Genomic DNA, 23,021 nt, shown 5'->3' with positions numbered 1-23,021 from the left:
ATAAGAATACAGACCAGGGAGGAAGCCAATGTTGAAGACGATCACGCTCGCCGGCGCCGCGATGGCGCTTGCCCTAAGCACCGCGCCATCCTTCGCCAAGGAACTCAAGTCGATTGGCGTCTCGCTGGGTTCGATGGGTAATCCGTTCTTCGTCGCGCTGTCGAAGGGCGCCGAGTTCGAGGCCAGGAAGACCAACCCCAATGTGAAGATCACGACAGTCGGCTTCGAATACGACCTCGGCAAGCAGGTCACCCAGATCGACAATTTCATTGCCGCCGGCGTCGACCTGATCCTGTTGAACCCCGGCGATCCCAAGGCGATCGGGCCGGCGATCAAGAAGGCGCAGGCGGCGGGCATCGTGGTCGTCGCGGTCGACACCGCGGCCGAAGGCGCCGACGCCACCATAACCACGAACAACGTGCAGGCCGGCGAGATCTCATGCCAGTACATCGTCGACAAGCTGGGGGGCAAGGGCGACGTCATCATCGAGAACGGGCCGCAGGTCTCGGCCGTGATCGACCGCGTCGTCGGCTGCAAGAACGTTCTCTCGAAGAATCCCGGGATCAAGGTGTTGTCCAGCGACCAGGACGGCAAAGGCTCGCGTGAAGGCGGTCTCACCATCGCGCAGGGCTATCTGACGCGCTTTTCCAAGATCGACGCCATCTTCGCCATCAACGATCCGCAGGCGATCGGCACCGATCTCGCGGCGCGCCAGCAAGGCCGCAGCGGCATCGTCATCACCGCGGTCGATGGCGCGCCCGACATCGAGGCGGCACTGAAGGATCCGGCAGCGCCGCAGGTCCAGGCTTCCGCTTCGCAGGACCCGTTCTTCATGGCGCGGCGCGCGGTGCAGGTGGGCGTCGGCATTCTCAATGGCCAGAAGCCGGCCTCGACCGTCGAACTCCTGCCCTCGAAGCTCGTGACCCGGGACAACGTCGCCGACTACAAGGGCTGGACCTCGGATCGTTCTCAGTAGAACGTCGCCTCCCGCGGGAGCGGTCGAAACGCGAGATGACGGGCGGCATTGTGATCCACGCCGTCCGTCGTGCCACGCGCTAACAGGCGGTGTGGGGACTGGTTCGCGGGGACAAGACGAGCGATGGAAATTTGCTTGCGAAGGCCCGGGTCTTGGGTTGAACGCGCGATCCGTCGATCACCTCGAGCCGGCCGCAGCGGTTCAGCGTGTGCAGCTTTCTGCCGGGCCATGCCGGTCCGGGCCTGAGGGAGTGGCGCACGACCTGCTTGAACGTCGACGGAGACAGTTCGACCACTTCCGCGAGGCCGAGCGCGGCGCCATATCCGTCGGCGCAATCCTGCACCGGCCGCCACAATTTGCCATCGATGGTGACGAAATTCCCCGCGGGTCGCGCACTTGCGCGATCGATCAGGACGGGGTTGCTGGCATGGGGCAACCAGGGGCCGAGCAGGTGCTCGGCGTGATAGATCGCAAGCGAATCCGAATAGCCGCCGGTTCCGTCTCGCCAGGCTCCGAACAGGTAGTTCAGACCGTTGTGCTGCGTGATGGTCACATCGGCCAGTTCGAGGCCCGAGAGCAGCGTAGCGTGTCGCTCCCATTTGTCCGGAAACCGAATGCATTTGTAGAGCGCGACGTCCCCGTGGAGCGAGCTCTCCGGGATCATCCACAACTCGCCATCGTCCTCGATCAGGAACGGATAGGACAGGTGCCAGGGCTCCTCCAGCACGGGCACGACGTCGCCGACCGGGCCGGCGTCGCCGAACTCGACGGCCGAAATGATGCCTTTTCCAACCCGATGATCGAGATCTTCGAAGTAGACGAATGTTCGTCCCTGCCAGGTGATCGGGAAGGGATCGGCGTAGAAATGATTTCCGGGATCGGCGAGAACGTTCCAGCGAGGCCCGGAGAGATCTCCCGTCTGCCAGACACCCGCGCCATCATTGAAGCGCCATCCGACATGCCAATGCGGCGCATAGCAGCAGAGGCGGTAGATCTCCTTGGCGATCGATACGGCGAGGCCGCGCACGACATAGGCCGCCGGCGGCCGGCCGTTGCCGGCTCGGGCCTGGCGTGCCAGCTGCGGCACGATACGCGGCCGTCCCGACAGGATGGCCGCCACCATGGTCAGGGTTCGCGCCATGACCGTTTCGAGCCCACCGCTCAAACCGGCCGCGATCTCTGCGGAGGGATGGCCGCGATCGAGCACCGCGCCGTCGACCTCGTTGACGATCTCGATGACGGGCAGGTCGCCGGCGAGAATCGCCGCGAGTGCCGCGTTTTCACCCGCAGTTCCGTTGAACAACGGGCGGAGATACAGCCGGGCCGAACAGTCCGGATCGCGCGCGGCGCTCGTGAAATCGACGATTACATCGGCCGTGCCGGTGCGGGCCTGCGTCTGTTCCGGATCGATCTTCAGCCCGTCGGCGCCGCTATGCCTGCCTTTACGCAGCACCACGCGCTCGAGCTCGAACAGGGCGTCGAGCCCCGCGGGCCGTGGCTCCGCCGTTGCAGTCAACGCGATTTGAACCGGAACGTCCCGGCCGTCGATCGACAGCGTCTGGCGGTGCATCCACCGCCGCGCATGGTCACGTTCGCAGCGAAACTCGATGATCATGTCGAGCTAACCTATTCCAACGCATCGGCTCAGACGACCCGGTTGAGGATTTGAACGTATTCCTCAACCATCGCATCGACCGAATAGCGCAACCTCAGGCCTTTGGCGTTCTTTTGCAGTTCGTCGCTCAGTGCTTGGTCGGTCAGAAGTCTGGAGACGGCAGCCGACAGCTTCGCTTGATCTGAAGCATCGACAAAGAGGGCAGTGGGCTTTCCTTCGAAGGACAGCACCTCGCGCAGCACGGGAAGATCCGTGACGACCGAGGGAACGCCGGCGTTGGCGGCTTCGACGGCGGCGAGGCCAAAGGTCTCGGCCTGCGTAGGAAACACGAATATGTCGAGACAGGCGAGAAAATCCGCGATCTGGCGTGGCGCGATTTCGCCGAGCAGATGCAATCGGTCCGAGACCTTCAAATCGTCTGCGAGCTGCCGCAGTCGTGCCTCGTCGGCGCCCTGGCCGGCGAGTGCAAGGTGCCACGACGGTTCGTCCGGCAGGAGGCGTATCGCCGCATCGAGCCGCTTGTGCGGATGCAGCCTCGCCGCGCAGCCGAGCAACACGCGGTCCGGCGGCAGGTTGAATTTCTGTCGCGCGGCGCCCTTCGGCAGGATGAGAGCCTTGTCCTCGAAGCCGTGCGGGACATGCACCATGCGCGACCGGTAGGCCTGCGGGTAGCGCGAATACTCGCGCTCCATGTCCTTTGAGTTCAGCGTGATGCGGTCGAAGAAGCCGACGCTGCCCATGACGATGTCGGCCGTGCGGATCGGCCAGCTCATCGACAGCGCGGATGAAACCTGATTGGCGACGACAGGGGCGCGGCTGACGAGGCGCGTCACGCCCGCGCCGATGACGTTGCCGAAATGCTGGAAGGTCAGGACGGCGTCGGGGCGCGTGGCTCTGATATGACCGCCAAGCGTCCACAGCATCCGCAGCAGCGCAACCGGATTGCCCGGCCGGCTCGATGCGCAATAGAACGTCTCGGGCGGCTCGTCGAACGAATCCGATTTGCGGAAGAAAAACAGGTTGGAGACGCGATGGCCGCGCGCGGAGAGGCCGGCGCCGAGAAGCCTGGAGATCTCCTGCGCACCCGCGTTCTCGGCCTGGGTCTGTACGAGAAGGACGTGCAGCTTTCGTTCGCTGCCGTTCAGCCGCGCCAGTTCTGTCGCGGTCGTCTCGCCCAATTCCTTGTTCGGCTGGTAGTGGAGCACGGATCCCGACCGCTAAAGAAACGAAATCTTCACCTTCTTAACCCCGTACCTATCATGCAGGCATCGGGCAGACACCGACTAGCAACAAACGGAGTTAATGCGCGAGCCGCCGATTGCCGCGTTCTCGCGGGAATTCTGCTGGTTCCCGGGTGGTGCGCAGCGAGCGCGTTAACCAACGGGACCTGCGCGCCGTCGCGGATCAACCAGGCCGATCGTACGGTTGACGCCTATTCGGCGGAGTCGGCGCTGCGCACCGCATAGCGGCCGCGTCGCCACGCCGAGAAGCGCAACAGCACGAGAACCGAGGGATCGACCCCGGTTCGCCGGCGACACAAGATATTGAGCGCGATGGTCGTGAGCGCCAGCGACACGGTGGCCGCAATCGCCGCGCCAAGCACGCCGAGCCAGGGGATCAGGACGAGGAATCCGGCCAGTCTCAATGCGACATTTGCGGCGACGACGGGGACGTAGATGCGTTCATGGCCGGTCAACTGCAGGATCGCCGCCGACGGACCGCCCGCGGCCTGGATGGCCGTTCCGATCGCCAGCACGATCAGCACCGAGTGCTGCTCGGTGAAATGAGGCCCGAACAGGTTGAGGAGATAGGGGCCGCCGATCCAGATCATCGCGAGGCCTGCGACCACGCAAAGCGCGGTCACTTCCGCCATGAGCTGCAGCGTCCGCTCGAATTCGTGGTGATTTTTGCTGAAGTAGAGCGAAGGAAGCCGGCGCGCGCCGAACGAGTACAGCGCGGCGGAAAGCATGGCGAAGATGTTGGCGAGGCGTGACGCCGCGAAGTAGATGCCGGCGGTCGCCGGATCCAGCATCCAGTAGACCAGAATGACGTCGAAATACTGGTTCGCGACTTCAAGGATGGACGCAAGCCAGAAATGCAGCGCGCTCGATCGCCAGCGCGTTGCTTCGGAATTCGCTGCGGTCGCGCGCAAATCCGGCAGCGCCCGCACGATCGCAATGATCTGTGCGACGAGGCCCACCGACATCGCAATCGTCATTGCGGCGATCAGCTCGGCGGGATCGAGCTGCCGATGCCCGAACAGCATGGCGAGCAGAAACAGCACGACGAAAACCCGCCAGAAGAACTCGCGGTTGCCTTCGCCCATGATAATGCTGACCAGCGAGCGCGCGATCTGGCTGCCGAGCATCAATCCGGCGCTCACGGCGGTGTAGGCCGAGACGGCGAGGATCAGCAGCCACAAATCCCCTCTGAAGTGCGCAACCAACGCAACCGCGGCGATCGCGATCAGCATCGCGACGGCGGAAATCCTGAAGCTGGAGAGCAGGAGGCCCTTGGTGAGGTCTGGCCTGTCGCCGACCTCATACTCGTTCAGGAATCGCACCAGCAATGCTTCCTGACCGACCAGTCCTACGACTGCGGCGATCTGGGCAACCGAAAGCCAGGTCGCAAAGATACCGAATCCATCGGGCGTCATCGTTCGCGCTGCCAGCGAGAACAACGCAAACGCGAGCGCGCCGCTGCCAACCTTCAGAAGGATGGTCCCGACGACACCGCGCGTGACGTCACGCCGCAGAAATTGAACAATGGAATCGATCATCGAAGATGCGGAGCGTTCCCCGAAGATGGGCGTTGCAAGGACGGCGAGAGCCTAGCATGCCGGAAAAATGCGAGTGTTAATGCGCGGTCTTGAGGTCCCGTCGTCTGTCGTCGACGAAGGTCGTACGCCGCTGCTTCACTGCGGAACAGCCGCGTCCCCGATGTGCCAGATTGACCGGGCACCGGCTCGATCGAAAAGCGGCGCGATGTCGTGCCGGTGCAAGATGCGGGGCGAAGCCGGCCGGCCTGCGGCTGTTCGAGCATTGGAATGGCCTCTCTGGAACGAATTCGGACGCTTGGTCTGACGAGACAGCAGTATTTCGAGGTCGTTCTGAGCAAGGCGCGTGCCGGGACGGATGTGTCCGGCGACCCGTTAACCTCAATCGCCGGAAATGATCGCGTTTGGCTCTGCGATACGACATCAGGCGAGGGAATTGCACATGGAACCACCGTTAACCGTGGAGCCCTAAACCATGACGACGGATAGACCCGTGACCGAGCCGAGCGATGCAGCTGCGACTGCGGCCATCGTCGCAGACATCGCGATCGTCGGTGGCGGCCTTGCGGGGTCGCTCGCCGCGTCCGTGCTTGCGCGGGCGGGGCATCGCGTCGCACTCGTCGACAAGCGCGCGGTGCATCCGGACGAATTCCGGGTCGAGAAGCTCGGTGGCCAGCAGCTCGAGATGTTCCGCAAGCTGGGTTTCCTCCATGCGCTCGCGAACGTCGCCTGCCGGTATGACCGGGTGCTCAATATCCGGGAAGGCAAGGTCGTCGATGTCAGCGTCGGCCAGGCTTACGGGTTTTCCTATGCCGGCCTCGTTGCCATGGCGCGCAGCCAGCTGCCCGATCCGCCCAATCTGATCGTCGACGAAGTCACCGCAATCAGCCCCAGCGACGATGTCCAGCATATCGAGCTTGCGTCGGGACGACGCCTGGACGCGCGGCTCGTCGTGCTCGCCACAGGCATGGCGGGAGCTCTCGGCTACAAGCTCGGCATCAAGCGGCGCGTGCTGGCCGAGCGCCATTCGGTGTCGTTCGGCTTCACGATCGCGCGCCGCGATGGCACGCCGTTCGATTTCGAGGCGCTGACCTGTTACGGCGAGCGTACCGCTGACGGCATCGACTATCTCAGCCTGTTCCCGGTGCCATCAGGCATGCGGGCCAATCTGTTCATGTTCCGCGACCCGACCGATCCGATCATGCGCGAGCTGCGCCGCGAACCGGAAGCAACCGTCCTGCGGCTGCTGCCGGGACTGCGGCCTTACCTCGGCGATTTCCACGTGACCGACAAGGTGCAGAACTGGGTGATGGATCTGACCGTGGTGGAGGGACACCTTCAGCCCGGAATCGTCCTCATCGGCGATGCGTTCCAGACCAATTGTCCCGCCGCCGGCACGGGCGTCGCCCGCCTGTTGGTGGACGTCGATCGCCTTTGCACGGAGTACGCACCGCGCTGGCTCGCAAGCGCCGGCATGGGCACGGAGAAGATCTCGCAGTTCTATTCCGATCCCGACAAGCTCGCGGCAGACCAGCGGTCGCTGAAAATGGCGCGCTTCCGTCAGGCCCTGACGTCCCGCAACGATATCGAATGGGATGTGCGACGCCGGTTGCACTTCCTGCGGCGCAGTCTCACGCATCGTGTCGATCAGATGCATCCGGGCTGGCTCGGACGCGTCCGCGGCGCGCTCCGCGCGTGAGCTCTGCGCCCGCTCGCTTGCGTTTCGGTTAGCGCGTGGGCGTCGGGGTGCGGGCCGGCAGGAGCCTGAAATCCGACAGCCGCTTGGCCGCCAGTTTGAGCCAGGGAGCCTGCTTCAGCGCGAACAGGCTGATGGCGCCCGCGGTGCTGCCGGCCTGCGTGACCATCCACATCGGCGAAGGCTGGCCGCCGAACAATTTCTTGTACGGCTCGTCGCCAATCGTGAAGTCGAGCATCTGATCGCCGCGCTCGATGCAATCCCTCGCCACTTGCTCGAACATCAGAGAGCCCAGGGATTGGCTCTTGTACCCGTCGATATCGAAGGCGCTCATGATGACGAGGAAGCTGCCGCGATGGCGCAGTCCGAGCACGGCGGCGATCACGCCGCCGTCCATCTTCATGGCGTAGAGTCGGACGAACGAGCCGAGACCGCGGGCCGCCACGTCGGAATAGAAGCTGTAATATTCGGGGCGCTGGAGCAGGTCGCCGTCGCCCTGGGCGTGAAAGCGCGGGCCGCGATATTGCTTCATCGCGTCCATCGCCTCGGAGATCGAGGCGCTGTCGTCGCAGCATGAGAAGCTCAATGCTCCCTTCTTCTGGAGCTGGCGATATTTCTTGGCGAGCTCCTTCTGATAGGAGCGATCCAGCGCGCTGGCACGCCATTGCTCGAACGGGACGACGAGAACGGTCGCGTAGGCGTTCGTCTCCATCGAGACGCGGCGTGGCGCGCCGAGTAAGCTCTCGATCGGAAGCCGTCCGTCGGGCAGCTTGGTCATGCGGAGCAGGTCGAACGGGCGGACGAGGCGCCGGATCTCCGCGCAGGCCGCTTCGTCCTCCAGCAGGCTGGCAAACACCTCGGGACTGCAGACCGGCGCCAGATAGTCGGATACGCGCAGATCGGCGAATTCGATGGTGCGGATCGGGCCGCGGCGGATTCGAAGTAGCGGCAGCACCATCGCCAGTGCCCCCGTCGTACGACGGCGGACCACGACGACCAGCGGCGTCGCGCCTGCATGGGATGCGAGCCTGGCGTAGAGGCTGTCCAGCCAGAGCGGATGCTGAAACGCGGTCGCGGCAGAGCTGTCGAACAGCGCCGCGTATTCCGGAGACAGGAAGTCGAACGCCTGCTCGATGGCGATATCGAATGTATTGCTCGGCTTATTCATGCGTGACCACGGAAACCAGATAGTCCGGAGAAGTCGATCGAGCCGGATCCCGCGCTTGTATAGCAGGGTCGTGACGGCCGAGGCACCAGCGGGGTGCGATTTGCATTAACGCATCGAGCAGGGGCCGTATCGTTATCAATGCCCGAAGCTTCGAGATTTCGTGGTGCCGGGGCCCGGCAGATCAACCCGCAGTAGCAGATAATTAACCAAGCTTAAGGGAAAGTCACCGCATGACCATCCTGCAGACCGAGAGAGACTCCGGGGCACTCACGAGCGCGATCTGGAAGACGCGCAGTGCCGGCGTCGAGAAGATCGCCAGGCTCGTCATCTGCGTATCGATCACCGTCAATGTCGTCGCGTCGATGGGGACATTCAATACGGCGATACTGCCGGCTGGACTGACTTATCTGCAACAGGCGGTCGCTCTGCTGATGTGGAGCGTGCTGATCTACGCAAGCGCGTTCGTGCGCCCGCGTCTGCAGCTGGCGTTCAACCCGGATCTGATCGCGCTCCTCGCATTCTACACGCTGGCGGTCGTCTCGGTGTTGTGGACCACTCTGAATGCCGCAGCCATCATGAAGAGCGCCGCTCTTGCAATGACGACGTTTGGCGCGTTCTGTATGATCACGCGGATCGATATCGACGATGTCGTGAAGGCGACATCCTCCGGGCTTTTCATACTGGTCGCCGCATCGGCGCTTTGCGCGCTCGCCGTGCCCGATATCGGGGTAGACCATAGCTGGATGCACAATGGTCAATGGCAGGGCGTCTATGAATCGAAGCAGACGCTGGGCTTTGTCGGCGCATATCTGATGTTTTTCTCCTGCTACCGGAAGATGACGGGGCAGGGGTGGCTGGCGTTCCTCGTCGCGTTCCTGCTGGCGTCGACCTGCGTCCTCGCGTCGGAATCGCGCGGCGCCGGTGCTGTCGCCCTGGCGGCTTGTGCGCTGCTCGTGACCTCGATGTGGTCGGTCGGCTGCATGAGGCTCTATGCGATCCTGCCGTTCGTCATGTGCGTTATGGCCGGCTTCCTGATCGTCTATTTTTATGCGACCGGATACGACGCCATCCACATTGGCGATGCGACCGTCAACTTTACCGAGCGGACCTTCATCTGGCACTACGCGATAAGCCATTTCGACGATGCGCCGCTGCTCGGCTTCGGAATCAACGGCTTCTGGACGATCCCGTCGATCTACGATTATTTCGAGCAGAACCACGGTTGGGTGCTCGACAACTATCATAGCGGCTATATCGCGATTCTGATGGAAACAGGGTTTCTGGGCTACGTGCTTTTCGCCGCGAGTGTTCTTCTGTTCTCGAACAAGGTGCTCTATTTGATTTCCGCACGATCGATCCATCGGGCGCACTGTGCCCTCATCATCGGATTTGTCGCCCTCAGCTTTCAGACCAATTTCACCGAGACGACGTTCCTTCGCTCGACCATGTTCACGTCGGTGCTCCTCGTGGCGTTCCTCCTTGCAACGTGCAGGCCGGTGCCGGAGACCGATTTCTAACCCTTACGGAATGGAAGCAGGATGACCGCCCCCCGCGCTCGCTGGTCGAGAAGCTTCAATCTTGCCGCAGCGGCTTTCGTCTTCGCATCGCTCTGCTCCGACGCCCATGGCGCCGGGCCGGCCGTGCCTCGTGATGCGGCAAAGTTGGGACGCGGGATCAACATTCTCGGTTACGACGGAATCTGGGAGGGCGGTCAGAACGCGCCGTTCCGTCTGGACAATTTGACGGCGATCAGAAAGGCCGGATTCTCGCACGTCAGGATCAATTTCTTCGGCTTCAAGTTCATGGATCGCGGGAATGTGCTGGATGAGGCCGTGCTGAGAAGGCTTGATGCCGTCATCGAGGAAATCCTCGCCAGGAACCTCGTTCCCATCGTCGACGAGCACGACACGCATGTCTGTCAGCGTGATGTATCCGAATGCGGCGAGAAGCTCAGGGCATTCTGGCGGCAGATCGCGGAGCGCTATGCCGGAAGATATCCCGGGCTCGTCTTCGAGGTCTTGAACGAGCCGGGGGGACAGATGACGTCCGCCAGCTGGAATTCGCTCCTCAACGAATGTATCGGCATCATCCGCCGCACCAACCCCGAGCGGCGGGTCATTGCTGCCGTTCTCAACACGGACGAGATTCCCATCGACGATCTGGCTCTCCCCGCCGGCGACAGGAATCTCATCGTCGCCTTTCATTATTACGCGCCGATACGCTTCACGCATCAGGGTGCGCCATGGTCCGAGACGTTCGCGCGCATCGGGCCGCTGGATTGGGGCAGTCCGGACGATGAAGCCAAGGCGGCCGCTGATTTCGAGAAGGTCAGCCGGTGGTCGGAGCGAGAGAAACGCCCGGTTTATCTCGGCGAGTTCGGGGTCTACGAACGGGCTCCATCCGAGAGTCGCCAGAGATACCTGTCGTTCGTGGCGCGAAGCGCCGACAGACGTGGCTGGGCATGGGCCTATTGGCAGTTCGACCATGATTTCGCGGCCTTTGACAGCGCGCGTCAGGCCTGGAAGCCCGACATCCTGCGCGCCCTGATCCCGCCGGCCCGATGAAGCCGCGGTTCACGGCCAATATCGGCCAGATCGCGATCGCCTTGCAGTGACGGCTAACCGCCGTCTCTGGCACGGCAGAACAGATCGATCCCGCCGACCTGTCCGCCCTTGAGCGCGATCTCGATGTTCGCATGCGCGCGATCCGATGATGCGCGGTTGAGTGGCGCGCCTTCCGCGAGAGGGGCGATCGCGGTCAGCGCATAGATGCCCATTGCCTGCAGCGCATGGCCGGACGTGTCGCCGCCGGCGACCACGGCGCGCGGGAGCCGCGCGGTTTTCAGAATGGAGTCCAGCGCCTGGCCGAGCCCCGCGCCGATGCGCTCGTTTACTGCACTCGCCGTTGCGCCGCTCGCCTCGATGGCCGCGTTGAGTGCGCCGATGGCGGGATCGTCCGGTCCGCTTGCGGTGATCAGGAGCGCATCGCGCCCCGACGCGAGTGCTGCGAGCGCACGCGCGACAGCGCGGCCGATCTCCCTGGTCCATTCCGCCGCGTCGACGGCGCGCGTCGCATCGAGCCGCTCGACGTCGTAGCCGTTGTCCGCGGCATGCGCGATCTGCGCGGCGGTGACGGGCGAGCAGGAGCCGGAGACGCAGGCGATGCGCTCGACGCCGGCAAGGCGCAGATCGGGCTTGCTGTCGGGAATCAGGCCCGCCGACCGCCAATAGGCGACCAGGGCCTGCTCGACACCTTGCGAGCCGGCGACAAAGAGACGTTCGCCGCGATATTCCCAGATCAGGCGGCCGGCTTCGATCAGCGATGCCTGGTCGAGCACGTCGAGCGAGATGATCTCGGTGCCAGCGCCCCTCGCGCGCATCAGCGCCAGATCCGCGCCGCCATTGGCCATGGTGACGAAGTCGATCAGTCCGATCGATCGCGCCGTCTGTTTTGCAAGATGCCGGCCGAGATCGGACTCGTCCATCGGCGTCACTGGATGACGCGACATGGTCGGGTGCCGGTCGAGACGATGGCCGACGCCATTCACGGCCGCGAACAGATGGCCGAACATCTGATAGCGGCCCATCGCCGGCGATCCCACGAGCAGTGGATGCCAGCTTCCGCCGAGCTGCGGCACGGCGAGATCGATCGCACGCCCGATCGAGCCGATCTGCGGCGAGGAGTCGAAGGTCGAGCACACCTTGTAGTGTGCGATCGGCGCGCCGATACCTGCGAGCACCGCGAAAGCCGGCGGCAGGTTTTGCTCCATCCAGGCCGGATCCTTCGCGCGCGCCGTGCCGGCGATGCCGATGCCGCGGTACTGCCCGATAGAAGCGAGACGTTCGGGCGTCGGAGGTTCGAGGAACAGGATGGTCGGCAGGCCCGCGAAGGTGAGGGCCTCCATCGCCGCGGACGAGCCGGTGTAATCGTCGCCATAGAAGGCAACGAGTGGACCGTCGGGCAGGGCGGACGCGCCGCTCACGGCTGCGGACTCGCCATCGCGGCATCCCATGCTGCGCGCAAATCGGCAACGCCGGCGGCCGGTCCGTCGGGATGGGCGAGAATGCCGCCGCCTGCTGCGAAGATCAGATCTGTCGAGCCGAGTGCGCGCCAGGTCGGTGCAGCCTGCGCCGGCGTCTGGCCCGAGGAGAACACGGGCATCGCGATGCACGGCTTGTGCGCGAACATCGGGGTCAGCGCCGCCTTTGCGGATGTGACCACGCTGTCATCGGTCTCGCTGAACTTGTTCCCGATGCCGTTGACGTGCATGTGGTCGGCGCCGGCCAGCCGCCAGATCTTGTGCCAGGCCGTATAGTCCCAGCCCAGTGCCGGATGACGGTTCAGCGCGCCCCAGCCGTTGCGATGCGCATGAACGGGAAGCTGCGTGTGGCGGCCGATCTCGACCATGCCTGTGAGTCCGACCGAGTTGATGCTCGCCATCACGCAGGTGCCGCCTTCGCGGAGCACCAGATCATGCCGGCGGCGCATCTGGTCGATCTCGCCGGTGAGGTTGAAGGCGATCATGACCTTCTTGCCGGTTTGATCGGCGTGGTCGTTGACGACGCGCATCACGGCGCGCACGCGCGCGTCGAACGGACAATAGGCGCCGTCCGATTGCAGCTCGTCATCCTTGATGAAGTCGATGCCGGCCTCGCACAGCGTGGCGACGAGAGAGGCCGTCTCGGCCGGACTGAGTCCGATGCTCGGCTTGATGATGGTGCCGATCAGCGGGCGACCGCTGACACCGGTCAGCTCGCGCGTGCCGGCGACGCCGAACTTCGGTCCGGGATAGGCGGCGGCAAACGCGAGCGGCAGGCGCAGGTCGAGCAGCCGCAGGCCGGTCAGCTGGCGCAACTCCCAGAGATTGCCGGCGATCGCCGTGACGAGATTGGGCAGTGATGCGCCGATATTGTCGAGCGGCCATGACAACGTCACGCGCGCGCGATTCCAGGGGCCATCGGGGTTGATCGGGCGGGCGACCGGGAGCGACGGCGCGGAGATTGCATCAAGCAACTCGATGCTCTCGACTCGGGCGGCCGCACGCGCCTTCAGCTCCGGCGTTTCGCCGGGCACCGCAACGAACGTGCCGCTCGACTGCTCGCCCGCCATGGTTTCCGCGGCAAGACGCGGATCTTCCGGCGTTTCGATGAGATAGTCGGCTTCGATGCGAACGGGATTTTGCGTCACGGGAGTGCAGACAATCTAGAGCTTGGTAAGATCGGGGAACGGCCGCACGGGGTCGCGTCCGTCCCAGCCTTTGGCGGCTGCGCGGATGAGGTCGAACATCTTGCCCTTGGGTCCGGAGACTTCAGACAGTTCGATCACCGTTCCCGGATGATACTCCGTGTCGAAATAGACGAAACGACCGCGCGCGCCGACTTCGCCGCTCATGACCGGCTTGAAACCCTCGGCTTCGAGACGGGAGAGATCGGCGTCGTAGTCTTCGGTCCAGTAGGCGACGTGCTGCAGACCCTTATGCCCGGCTTTCAGGAAGTCGGCATACATCGACGGCGCATCGTTGCGGATCTGGATCAGCTCCATCTGCAGTGGCCCGGAATTGGCCAGCGCCACCGAATTGTGCGGCTCATAGGCCTTGCCGCGATAGTGGTAGTTCACGATTGGAACCCGCGGATTATAGAACCACGGCCCGATGCCGAGCTCGCGGCTCCAATAATCCATGGCCTTCTCGATGTCGTCAACGACGTAGCCGGCTTGCCGGATCTCACCAAAAAAACGGCTCATTGCATGATTCCCATGATCTTCAGAATTTGAGGAAGCCGATCGACAGCCACGGCACGGCCGCGACGATGGCGAGGCCGATGAAGAGCGCCGCGACATAGCCCCAGATGTGCTTGAGGCCTTCGTCCGGCGATATCTTGCTGATCGCGCAGGCGCCGTAATAGCCGACGCCGAACGGCGGCGCGAACAGGCCGATGCCCATCGCGAGGATCACGACCATCGCATAGTGCACTTCATGCACGCCGGCCTGCTTGGCAATCGGAAACAGCAATGGGCCGAACAGCACGATGGCCGGAATGCCTTCGAGCACGCTGCCGAGCACGACGAAGGCCACAATCGAGATCGCGAGGAAGCCGTAGGCGCCGCCGGGGATCGCCGCCATCGCCTTCGCCAGCTGTTGCGAGAAGCCCGATTGCGTCAGTCCCCAGGCCATCGCCGTGGCGCAGCCGATGATAAAGATGATCGCGCCCGTCAGCGAGGCCGTCTCGACCAGCATGGATTTCAGCCGCCGCCAGGGAAACTGGCGGTAGACCACAAGGCCCATCAGCACGGCGTAGGCGATGCCGATGGTCGAGACCTCCGTGGCAGTGGCAACACCTTCGACCACGGCAGTGCGGATCACGAAGGGCAGCAGGATGGCGGGCAGAGCGATCATTGTGAGCTTTGCGATCTCGCGCTTCGAGGCACGCCGCACATGGCTCAGATCCTCGTTCCGGTAGCGCCGCCATACCACCACGCAAAGCGCGGTGCCCACGACCAGGGCCGGCAGCAGCCCGCCCGTGAACAGCGCCGCGATCGAGACGCCGGTCACCGAGCCGATGGTGATCAGCACGATGCTCGGCGGAATGGTCTCGGTCTGCGCGCCGGTGGCCGACAGCAGCGCGACGAGGTCGCCAGGCTTGGCGCCACGCCGCTGCATTTCCGGCAGCAGCACCGGCGCGATCGCGGCCATGTCGGCGATCTTCGAGCCGGAGATGCCGGAGACCAGATACATGGCCCCGATCAGCACATAGGACAGTCCGCCCCTGACATGTCCGAGCAGGCTTGCCAGAAACTGGATCATGGCCCGCGCCATGCCGGTCATCTCGATCAACGCGCCGAGGAAAATGAACAGCGGCACCGCGAGCAGGATCAGGTGCGACATGCCTTCATCGAGACGGCCGACCATCACCATCATCGGTACGCTGGTTGTCAGCGCCAGATAACCGAAGGTCGCGAGCGCAAAGGAGAAGGCGATCGGTACGCCGGCGAACACGTTGGCTGCGACCACGCCGACGAAGAAAATGATGAGGTTGTAGCGTCCGAGCGGGGCGAGCAGCGGTCCGGCAAGCCAGAATACGGCGATCAGGACGGCGATGGTGATGAAGGCCGCGACGATCAGCGCGGGGCGGTGATGCGTCGCGAGCCGGATCGCGGCGACGACGGCCATCAGGGTCATCCCGACGGGAATTGCGGCTGCGCGCCAGGCATTGCTGATCTCCAGCGCCGGGGTGACGATGACCTGTTCCTCGCTCGCATAATCGAAGGCGGGATGCAGGATCAGCGCCAGCAGGGCTAGCGGCGCCACCGCCGCGATCGTGTCGAGAAAGGCGCTTGCGCCCGGGCCGACATGGCTGACGAGCCCTGTCATGCGCATGTGCTCGCCCCGGCGCAGCGCGATCACCGCGCCCAGCATCGAGAGCCAGAGAAACAGGATCGAGGCCAGTTCGTCCGACCAGATCAGCGGGCTGTGGAAGACGTATCGCATGATGACGCCGGCGAGCATGATGCCGATCTCGACCAGCACGACAGCGGCCGCGGCGGTCTCGACCACCGCACCGAGCCAGCGGTCGACGGTGCCAAAGGCGCTCGCAAGCTTGCGCGTGCCCGCAGCGGAAGCAGGGTGGCCGGCCGCCGCCAGATAGTCCGTCATCTGATGCTCTGCGATCGTCATCGCGCTCAGGCCAGCTTGCCGACGGCGCCTTCGAGCAGCGCCCAGGCTTCGTCGCCGAAGCGGCCCTTCCATTCGCCGTAGAAGCCGGAGTCGCGCAGTTTTGCGCGGAACGAGTCCGGTGAAGGCGTGGTGAATTTCATTCCATTGCTCTGGAGATCGGCCTGCACGGTCGCATTGAAGGTCTTGATGTCCTCGCGCTGCTTCAAGCCGGCATCGTTGATGGCGTTGCTGACGATGGTCCTGAGATCGGCGGGAAGGGCGTTGAAGGCGCGGGCGTTGGCGATGAACCAGAAGCCGTCCCAGATGTGGTTGCTGATCGCGCAGTACTTCTGCACCTCGTAGAGCTTCGCCACCTGGATGATCGGCAGCGGATTTTCCTGCGCGTCGACAATGCGTGTCTGGAGCGACGAATAGACCTCGCTGAATTGCAGGCTGGTCGGCGACGACGATAGCGCCTTGAACATGGAGATGCTGAGCGGAGACACGGGCACGCGGATCTTGAGGCCGTCCATGTCCTTGGCGCTCTCGATCGGCTTGGCGCCGCTGGTGATCTGGCGGAAGCCGTTGTCCCACATCTTCTCGAACGTATGGAGGCCGACCTTGGCCATGGCGGCACGGATATGCGCGCCGAGCCCGCCGTCCATTGCTTTCCAGACCTGATCGTAATCGGCAAAGGCAAAGCCGACCGCATTGATCGCGGCGATCGGCACCAGGGTCGCGACCACGAGCGCGGAGGGCGTGAAGAAGTTCAGCGCGCCGTTGCGCACCTGGGCGAGCATGTCGGTGTCGCCGCCGAGCTGGTTGTTCGGGAAGATGGCGATCTCGACCCGGCCATTGCTCTCCTTGGCGACGCGGTCGGCGGCTTCCTGGGCGCGGATGTTGAGGGGATGCGTCAGCGGCAGGTTGTTGCCGTATTTCAGCGAGAACTCGGCCGCCCGGGCCGGGCGCGAGAGACCGCCCATCAAGCCCGCGGCGGGGAGGACGGACAGGGCTTGCAAGGCGCGCCGACGGGTCAGGGACATGGGCTTCTCCTCCAACAGCGATTTGATGTTATTTGATGTTTCTGCGACAATGTTGATGCGAAAATTGCGACTTTCAGCTAGCATGTCAAACGATAAAGATGATGGTTTTTGATGTATTCGACGATTGGGCCCCGGAATGAATAAACCAGTGGCTCCTTCGCTGAGCCGCATCGTTGACGTGGCGCGCCGGGCCGGCGTCTCCACGGCGACGGTCGACCGCGTGCTGAATCGTCGGCCCGGTGTGCGGGCGATTACGCAGCAGCGGGTGCTCGCCGCCGCGTCCGAGCTCGACTACATGCCGGCCGAGAACATCCTGGCGGCGATGCGGCCCAAGCCGATGCGGCTGCTGTTCCTGCTGCCGGCCGGCACCAACCGCTTCCTGTCCACGCTCGGGCAGCTGATCGCGCATTCCGACGGCCGGCTCGCGCCCTTCAACGTCCATTGTCAGGTCGACACCATCAAGGGCTTCAATCCCGACCTGCTGGCACGTCAGCTCTGGCGGGCCCGCGACAAGGCCGACGGCATCGCTTTCATGGCGCTCGAGCATCCCGTCGTGAGGGAAGCCGTCGACCGATTGGCGGAGCACGGCGTGCCGACGGTGACGCTGATCTCGGATATCCTGAATGCGCGCCGCGCGGCCTATATCGGACTGGACAATCGCTCGATCGGACGCACCGCCGGCTATCTGATCGCGCGCTTTCTGGGCGAGCGTCCGGCCAAGGTCGCGATGATCGCGGGCAGCCGCAGCTACCGCGCGCACGAAGAACGCGAAATGGGCTTTCTGCACGTCTTCGAAGAACTATTCCCGGCCATCAAGGTCGTGGGCCTGCGCGAAGGCCATGATGACGCCGACCGCAACTATCGCCAGACGCGCATGCTGCTGGGCCAGCATCCGGATCTTGCCGGAATCTACAACATCGGCGGCGCCGCCGATGGTGTCGCTCGCGCCCTGAACGAAATGAACCGGGCGCGTGACGTGGTCTTCATTGGCCATGGTCTGACCTCGGATACGCGCAGCTTTCTGCTCGATGGGACGATGGATGCCGTCATCACTCAAAATCAGCTCAACACGATGATGAGCTGTGTCGGCATCTTCGACAATCTGCGCGCCGGCCGCAGCGCCATGCACGGCATCGAGGCGCCGCGCAGCGAGATCATCTTTCGCGAAAATATTCCGGCGCTTGGGGGCTAGGATCCAAGGCGGCTTGCTGGACCCATGGCCGGCCTGGTCGAGCGCATCCATGGCCTGATTGGGCACGATGCAATTTTGCCGGTGTTTTGCCCGACGAGTCAAATGACCGGCGTCTGAAGACATCGGGCTCGTCGAGCAGCTCAACGTGCGTTGCAGGAGAGATGCCTCTCGTTCTGCGCGCGCAAGGCAATTCACCCAAGCCTCATCTCGACTTAAGCCGCGCCACCGCGACCAACCGGCCAGGGGCGGTTCTACTGTGCATGGGGTTGTTTTTCAGTTTTTTGTTTGGCGAGGCGTCGGCAGGCGCTCTACAGGCCGGCGGCGACGCCCAGGCGGCCGATGCCGGGGAGCTTGAGCGCCGGCCGCCGGATGTCGATGCCCAGCACCGCGCCGAAGAAATTGATCTCGAACCCTTCGACCCAGCCGACCGTCATGCCGAGGTAACCCGACAGCGAGGCGTAGAGACCGGTGCGGGAAGGGGTGATGCCGGCCCAGCGTCCGCTGTACGGATAGTCCTTGCCGACCGCGGTGGGTGGAAGGACGGCACGAAGCTCGGGAACGGCGTCCAGCGCCGCCTGCACGAAGGTGTTGGAATTCGGTCCGGGCCAGGCGCTGTAATCGCCGTAGGCGCGGAACTTGTAGGTCTCGACGACGTGGCGGATCTTGGGGATCAGCGCTTCGGCCCGCGCGCCGTCGACCGCCACGACGGTTTCGGGCATGGCGCCGAACCAGCGGCCGTCGGGTGCAAATCCGTTGCTCCGGATCGGGTCGCCCCACGCCGTGTAGTCGTATCGGCTGTAGGTGCTGGCACCTTTCTCCTTGACGACGATCCAGCTGTGGACGGCGAAAATGCTGCGCCACCGCACCGTGCGCGCGGCAAAGACCCGGATCAGCGCGTCCGGATTGGCCGATGCCGGCGGCAACAGGCCGGCGCTCGAGCGATCCGCCGTCTGCCAATTGCCCCGGCCATCGCCGAACAGATAATAGCGTCCGGCCGACAGTCCTATCGGCACGGAGACCAGCAGCAGGAAGAGAATCAAGAGTTTCCTCAAGGGCAGACGGGGGCAGGCGGGACGACACGATTAATATAGTTCGCCCGGCGGGTCGCGCCAGCACGCTTCTGCTCTTGCATTTGGGAGGTGCGCCCCCATGTTCCCGATTATGATGAAACTGTCCCTCATCGAAGACCAGGCCATCCAGGCGCGAATCGCGGGCATCGCGGGCGCCGAGACGTTCGATCGCATCTTCGCCGGCATCCGATTCGACGAGATCGACGGCAATCTGCTGTTCGCCATTGCCAGGGACGAAGACTGCGCGAGCGAGATCGAGGACGAGTTCTCGCATCACCTCGCGGTGGTTGCGACTCAAGTCCTCGGGCAGAGCGTCGACGTGGTCGTGGTGCTGCCGAAGGTCCTGCAGTAGGCCTTATTTTGCCGTGCAAGCGGCCTCCCGGGCTTGCATCCATGCTTTCCAACGCAATCGTGAAATTGTAATGACGTGCTTGGGCGCTTAGGCCCAGTCCGCGTTGTCGACCGAGCTCTACGGCAGGGCTCGTCGGCGCGCGACTCTATTTCTGAAACAAAGTTGGATACACATTGGCGTCCACCAAAAAAGCCCGGGCCGCGACCGGCGCGAAAAAGACCAAGGCCAAAAGCTCGAAAGGCGAGAGCCCGAAGACCAAGAGCTCGAAGAGCAAGGGTTCAAAGAGCAAGGGTTCGAAGAGCACAGAGAGCAAAGGCTCGAAAGGCAAGAGCGCGTCGCGTTCTACGGTCTCGTCCTCATCGCCGCTCGGCATGCTGGCGCTGCATCTGCGCGAGCAGTGGGAGAAGTCTGGCCGCGACGGCCTCGTGTTCCTCTGCGACAATGAGAACAGGGCGGAGCGGCTGGGTGGCGTGATCCACGCGCTCGACCCTTCGGTCGACGTGCTGGTGTTCCCGCGACTGAACAATCTGCCATTCGATGGTCTGGAGCCGTCGCGCGAGATCGCGGGCAGGCGGAGCTCGGTGTTGCGGCGCCTCGCCAAGGCAAGGAAGCCGGTCTTCCTCGTATCGACCGCAGAAGCCATCATGGAGCGGCTGCCACTGCCGGCGAGCTGGTCAAAGACCAGCCTCAGCCTGAAAGTGGGCGCGGCCTATTCGGAAGCCGAGCTGGAGCGCCGCCTGGAAGCTCTCGGCTACGACCTCGACGAAGAGGCGGAATATCCGGGCGGCGTCCTGTTCCACGGCAAGACGTTCGAGGTGTTTCCCGCGGGCGGACTTGGTCCTTTCAGGATCGAACATTCCGACGGTGTTATCCGTAAGATCGTTGCCGTCGATCCGGTCGAGCATGAGGTCGTCTACGAGACCAGGGAATTGCTGATCGATCCGATGTCCGAACAGATTGCGCTCGGAGGCAAGCGCGGGCAGCGGGCGACGCTGCCGGATTATTGCGCTCGCGCGCGGTGGATCGTGGATGCCGGCGTACCGGGCCACGCCGATATCTGGCTGGGCACCATCGAGGAGGCCGCTGGCCGCAGGGATGCGGAGCGCGAGTATCTCGGACGGGCGGATTGGAAGCGGCTGAAGAAGAGCATCAGCGTACTTCCGCAAAAATCGGCCTTCACGCCGACGCCCGATTTCTCGAAGGCCTCTTCGCCAAGAAAGATCCTCCGCGCATTTATTGACGACATGCAACGCGCCGGGTCGCGGGTGCTGTTCGTCGCGGCCGTCGAGGATGACCTTCGCGCGATGGAGCGGATGAGCGGCATCAAGGCGGAGCGCTGTGCCGATTGGAGCGAGGCGACGGAGGGACGGGAGCGCGAAACGGCGTTCCTGGCCGACTTCGATGCCGGCTTCGTCGGGGCCGGCCGCAAGCCTCTCGTCATCGTCACCGCGTCCGACGTGCTCGGCAGCAGAGCCCATCATCCGCAGCCGATGGCGAGAGCCTGGACGGCCGCGTTCGACCATCCTGACGTTCCGGAACGCGGCGCGGCGGTGGTCCATTTGCAGCGTGGGCTCGCTCTGCTCGACGGCTTGCAGACCCTCGCCATGGGGACGGGATCGCGGCGCGAGATGGTCAGGCTTGCGTTCGCGGGAGACAATGCCGTTCTCGTGCCGCCGGCCGACCTTGCCTTGATCTGGCCCTATGCGGCCGAGCCCGGCAAGCTGGCGCGGGACAAGGCGGACGGAAGCACATGGTGGGCGCGGCGGACCGAGGCCGAGGCGGAGATTCAGGTCGCCGCCAAGGCGCTCGCAAAGCACATCAGCCAGCGCCACCGCCGCCGCGCGCCGAAACTGGTCGCACCCGGGCCGCTCTATGAAAGGTTCGTTGCGCGTTTTCCGTATTTCCCGACCGTCGATCAGGCGAAGGCCATTCAGGACGTGCTCGATGATCTCGCGGCAGGTCATCCCATGGACCGGGTGGTGTGCGGCGACGTCGGATTTGGAAAGACCGAGGTCGCGTTGCGCGCGGCAGCTGCTGTGGCGCTGTCCGGGAAACAGGTGGCGATCGCGGTGCCGACCACGGTCCTGGCGCGGCAGCATGTCGAAACCTTCCGCAAGCGCTTCGGTCCTCTCGGTATCGACGTCGGAAGCCTGTCGCGAGCGACCTCCGGCCCGGAGACGCGAGGGATCAAGGAGGGCCTGCGAAGCGGCAGGCTGAAAGTCGTTGTCGGCACGCAGGCGCTCTCTGCAAAGGATGTGAAGTTCGCCGATCTTGGCCTCGTCATCATCGACGAAGAGCAGCACTTCGGAGCGGCGGAGAAGGCGAAGCTTTCAGGCCTGGCAAAGAATGCCCATACGCTCTGGATGAGCGCGACGCCGATCCCGCGCACGCTCGCTGCTGGTCTTGCGGGCTTCCGGGATCTCAGCGTGATCGCAACGCCGCCGGTTCACCGGCTTCCGATCGTGACCAAGATCGCTCCGCTGTCGGATGCGGCCATTGCCGGAGCATTGCTCCGCGAACGGCGGCGGCATGGACAGAGTTTTCTGATCTGCCCGCGCATCCAGGATCTGGAGCCGATGCTGGCGCGCGTGCAATCATTGGCGCCCGACCTCCGCATCGTCTGCCTTCATGGCAAGATGCCCGTCGACGACCTCGACGACCGCATGATGAGTTTCGTCGATGGCGAAGCGGACGTCCTCCTGGCGACCAACATCGTGGAAAGCGGTCTCGATATCCCGCGCGCGAATACCATCGTGGTGTGCTGGCCCGAAAAGTTCGGCCTCGCACAGCTCCATCAGCTCAGGGGGCGGGTGGGACGCGGCGGAACGCGCGCCTTCGCTTATCTGCTGACGGAGTCGACCTCGGAACAGTCCGAGAAGCGTTTGGCCGTCCTCGAGGAGTTCAGCAAGCCCGGCGCCGGCTTTGCCATCAGCGAGCGCGACCTGGACCTCAGGGGCGCCGGCGATCTGTTTTCCGAACAGCAGTCCGGGCACGTGCAGGTGTTCGGGCCGGTGCTCTACAGTCATCTCCTGAAGCTCGCCTCGGAAAGAGTGAACGACTCGGGCGCCTTTCTGTGGGTGCCGGATCTGAATCTGCCTGTCGGCGACATGTTGCCTGAAGGTTATGTGCAATCGGAAGCAATGCGGCTCGAGATCTATGGCCGCGCCGCCAGATGTCGGAGCGACGACGATCTGGAAGACCTGGAGGAGGAGACTTCGCGGCGTTTCGGCAGGCTGCCGCCGGAGGCGCGTGATTTCTTTGCGGCCGCGAGGCTCCGGATCGATTGCAAGCGGCGTGGCATCGTCAGGCTCGATGTCGGGCCCGAGGCCGTCGCTGCCACTTTCCTCCCCGGGCGGCTGCGGAAATCCAGGGCGCGATCGCTCCAGCGAGACGGCGATCGCGTCGTCTGCGCCGCCCGCGGGCACGCGGACCCGTTCGGCCGGATCGAGGAATTCCTGGAGCTTCTGGACGAGTGAAGCAGG

At 64.1% G+C, this 23,021-nt stretch carries 17 protein-coding genes; 7 read left to right on the top strand and 10 right to left on the bottom strand.

Annotated features, from left to right (window positions below):
• Positions 1 to 28 precede the first annotated feature (28 nt).
• On the top strand, positions 29 to 976 hold the full coding sequence (locus AB7290_RS29445) for an ABC transporter substrate-binding protein (RefSeq protein ID WP_085403169.1): 948 nt from the start codon (positions 29 to 31) through the stop codon (positions 974 to 976).
• 79 nt (positions 977 to 1,055) lie between these two features.
• On the opposite strand, the gene AB7290_RS29440 is transcribed toward AB7290_RS29445, so the two are convergent.
• The 3 genes from AB7290_RS29440 to AB7290_RS29430 form a co-directional block, all read right to left on the bottom strand.
• Positions 1,056 to 2,591 (bottom strand): glucosamine inositolphosphorylceramide transferase family protein, encoded by a 1,536-nt coding sequence (locus AB7290_RS29440; protein WP_085403170.1) that lies wholly within the window; start codon positions 2,589 to 2,591, stop codon positions 1,056 to 1,058.
• Positions 2,592 to 2,620: 29 nt separating this feature from the next.
• Positions 2,621 to 3,796 carry a glycosyltransferase family 4 protein gene (locus AB7290_RS29435; protein ID WP_085403171.1) on the bottom strand — a complete coding sequence of 392 codons (1,176 nt, stop codon included), beginning with the start codon at positions 3,794 to 3,796 and terminating at the stop codon, positions 2,621 to 2,623.
• A gap of 227 nt (positions 3,797 to 4,023) precedes the next feature.
• The gene (locus AB7290_RS29430; protein ID WP_085403172.1) at positions 4,024 to 5,370 is read right to left on the bottom strand and encodes a lipopolysaccharide biosynthesis protein; all 1,347 of its coding nucleotides are present in this window, start codon (positions 5,368 to 5,370) and stop codon (positions 4,024 to 4,026) included.
• A 472-nt stretch (positions 5,371 to 5,842) separates the two neighbouring features.
• Here AB7290_RS29430 and AB7290_RS29425 point away from each other — a divergent pair, with 472 nt between their 5' ends.
• Complete coding sequence (locus tag AB7290_RS29425) at positions 5,843 to 7,066, top strand: FAD-dependent oxidoreductase (RefSeq protein ID WP_085403173.1); 1,224 nt, start codon at positions 5,843 to 5,845, stop codon at positions 7,064 to 7,066.
• 28 nt (positions 7,067 to 7,094) lie between these two features.
• On the opposite strand, the gene AB7290_RS29420 is transcribed toward AB7290_RS29425, so the two are convergent.
• A complete protein-coding gene (locus tag AB7290_RS29420) occupies positions 7,095 to 8,231 on the bottom strand; it encodes a GNAT family N-acetyltransferase (RefSeq protein WP_085403174.1) in 1,137 nt (378 codons plus the stop codon).
• A gap of 230 nt (positions 8,232 to 8,461) precedes the next feature.
• Here AB7290_RS29420 and AB7290_RS29415 point away from each other — a divergent pair, with 230 nt between their 5' ends.
• Together AB7290_RS29415 and AB7290_RS29410 are read left to right on the top strand one after the other, a co-directional pair.
• Positions 8,462 to 9,748 carry an O-antigen ligase family protein gene (locus AB7290_RS29415; RefSeq protein WP_085403175.1) on the top strand — a complete coding sequence of 429 codons (1,287 nt, stop codon included), beginning with the start codon at positions 8,462 to 8,464 and terminating at the stop codon, positions 9,746 to 9,748.
• Between the two features lie 21 nt (positions 9,749 to 9,769).
• Complete coding sequence (locus AB7290_RS29410; protein WP_085403176.1) at positions 9,770 to 10,795, top strand: glycoside hydrolase family 5 protein; 1,026 nt, start codon at positions 9,770 to 9,772, stop codon at positions 10,793 to 10,795.
• A 53-nt stretch (positions 10,796 to 10,848) separates the two neighbouring features.
• Here the strand turns inward: AB7290_RS29410 and AB7290_RS29405 are convergent, their stop codons facing one another.
• From AB7290_RS29405 to AB7290_RS29385, 5 genes are read right to left on the bottom strand one after another with little or no spacing between them, the layout of a single operon-like run.
• Positions 10,849 to 12,213 (bottom strand): four-carbon acid sugar kinase family protein, encoded by a 1,365-nt coding sequence (locus tag AB7290_RS29405; protein ID WP_245344193.1) that lies wholly within the window; start codon positions 12,211 to 12,213, stop codon positions 10,849 to 10,851.
• Positions 12,210 to 13,418 carry a ribulose-bisphosphate carboxylase large subunit family protein gene (locus AB7290_RS29400; RefSeq protein ID WP_085403178.1) on the bottom strand — a complete coding sequence of 403 codons (1,209 nt, stop codon included), beginning with the start codon at positions 13,416 to 13,418 and terminating at the stop codon, positions 12,210 to 12,212. The genes AB7290_RS29405 and AB7290_RS29400 overlap by 4 nt, the downstream gene beginning before the upstream one ends.
• Positions 13,419 to 13,433: 15 nt before the next feature.
• Positions 13,434 to 13,973: a VOC family protein gene (locus tag AB7290_RS29395; protein WP_014496479.1), complete on the bottom strand. Its 540-nt coding sequence runs from the start codon at positions 13,971 to 13,973 to the stop codon at positions 13,434 to 13,436.
• A 19-nt stretch (positions 13,974 to 13,992) separates the two neighbouring features.
• Positions 13,993 to 15,903: a TRAP transporter large permease gene (locus AB7290_RS29390; protein ID WP_094184275.1), complete on the bottom strand. Its 1,911-nt coding sequence runs from the start codon at positions 15,901 to 15,903 to the stop codon at positions 13,993 to 13,995.
• 5 nt (positions 15,904 to 15,908) lie between these two features.
• Positions 15,909 to 16,925: a TRAP transporter substrate-binding protein gene (locus AB7290_RS29385; protein ID WP_085403215.1), complete on the bottom strand. Its 1,017-nt coding sequence runs from the start codon at positions 16,923 to 16,925 to the stop codon at positions 15,909 to 15,911.
• A 136-nt stretch (positions 16,926 to 17,061) separates the two neighbouring features.
• On the opposite strand from AB7290_RS29385, the gene AB7290_RS29380 reads away from it, so the two are divergent.
• The gene (locus tag AB7290_RS29380) at positions 17,062 to 18,117 is read left to right on the top strand and encodes a LacI family DNA-binding transcriptional regulator (protein ID WP_071915404.1); all 1,056 of its coding nucleotides are present in this window, start codon (positions 17,062 to 17,064) and stop codon (positions 18,115 to 18,117) included.
• 308 nt (positions 18,118 to 18,425) lie between these two features.
• Here the strand turns inward: AB7290_RS29380 and AB7290_RS29375 are convergent, their stop codons facing one another.
• Entirely contained in the window at positions 18,426 to 19,157 is a 732-nt protein-coding gene (locus AB7290_RS29375; RefSeq protein ID WP_085403179.1) for a DUF3750 domain-containing protein, read from the bottom strand.
• 121 nt (positions 19,158 to 19,278) lie between these two features.
• Here AB7290_RS29375 and AB7290_RS29370 point away from each other — a divergent pair, with 121 nt between their 5' ends.
• Positions 19,279 to 19,539, top strand: coding sequence for a hypothetical protein (locus AB7290_RS29370; RefSeq protein WP_071917581.1), 261 nt, complete (start codon positions 19,279 to 19,281; stop codon positions 19,537 to 19,539).
• Between the two features lie 371 nt (positions 19,540 to 19,910).
• Entirely contained in the window at positions 19,911 to 23,015 is a 3,105-nt protein-coding gene (locus AB7290_RS29365; protein ID WP_085403181.1) for a DEAD/DEAH box helicase, read from the top strand.
• Positions 23,016 to 23,021: the final 6 nt, after the last annotated feature.

It is taken from the genome of Bradyrhizobium sp. 613_E4_N2_2 (genome assembly GCF_052075995.1).
GTDB lineage: Bacteria > Pseudomonadota > Alphaproteobacteria > Rhizobiales > Xanthobacteraceae > Bradyrhizobium > Bradyrhizobium barranii.
The sequence above is the reverse complement of the archived record's forward strand: the minus strand, read 5'-3'. Positions and strand labels throughout refer to the sequence as shown.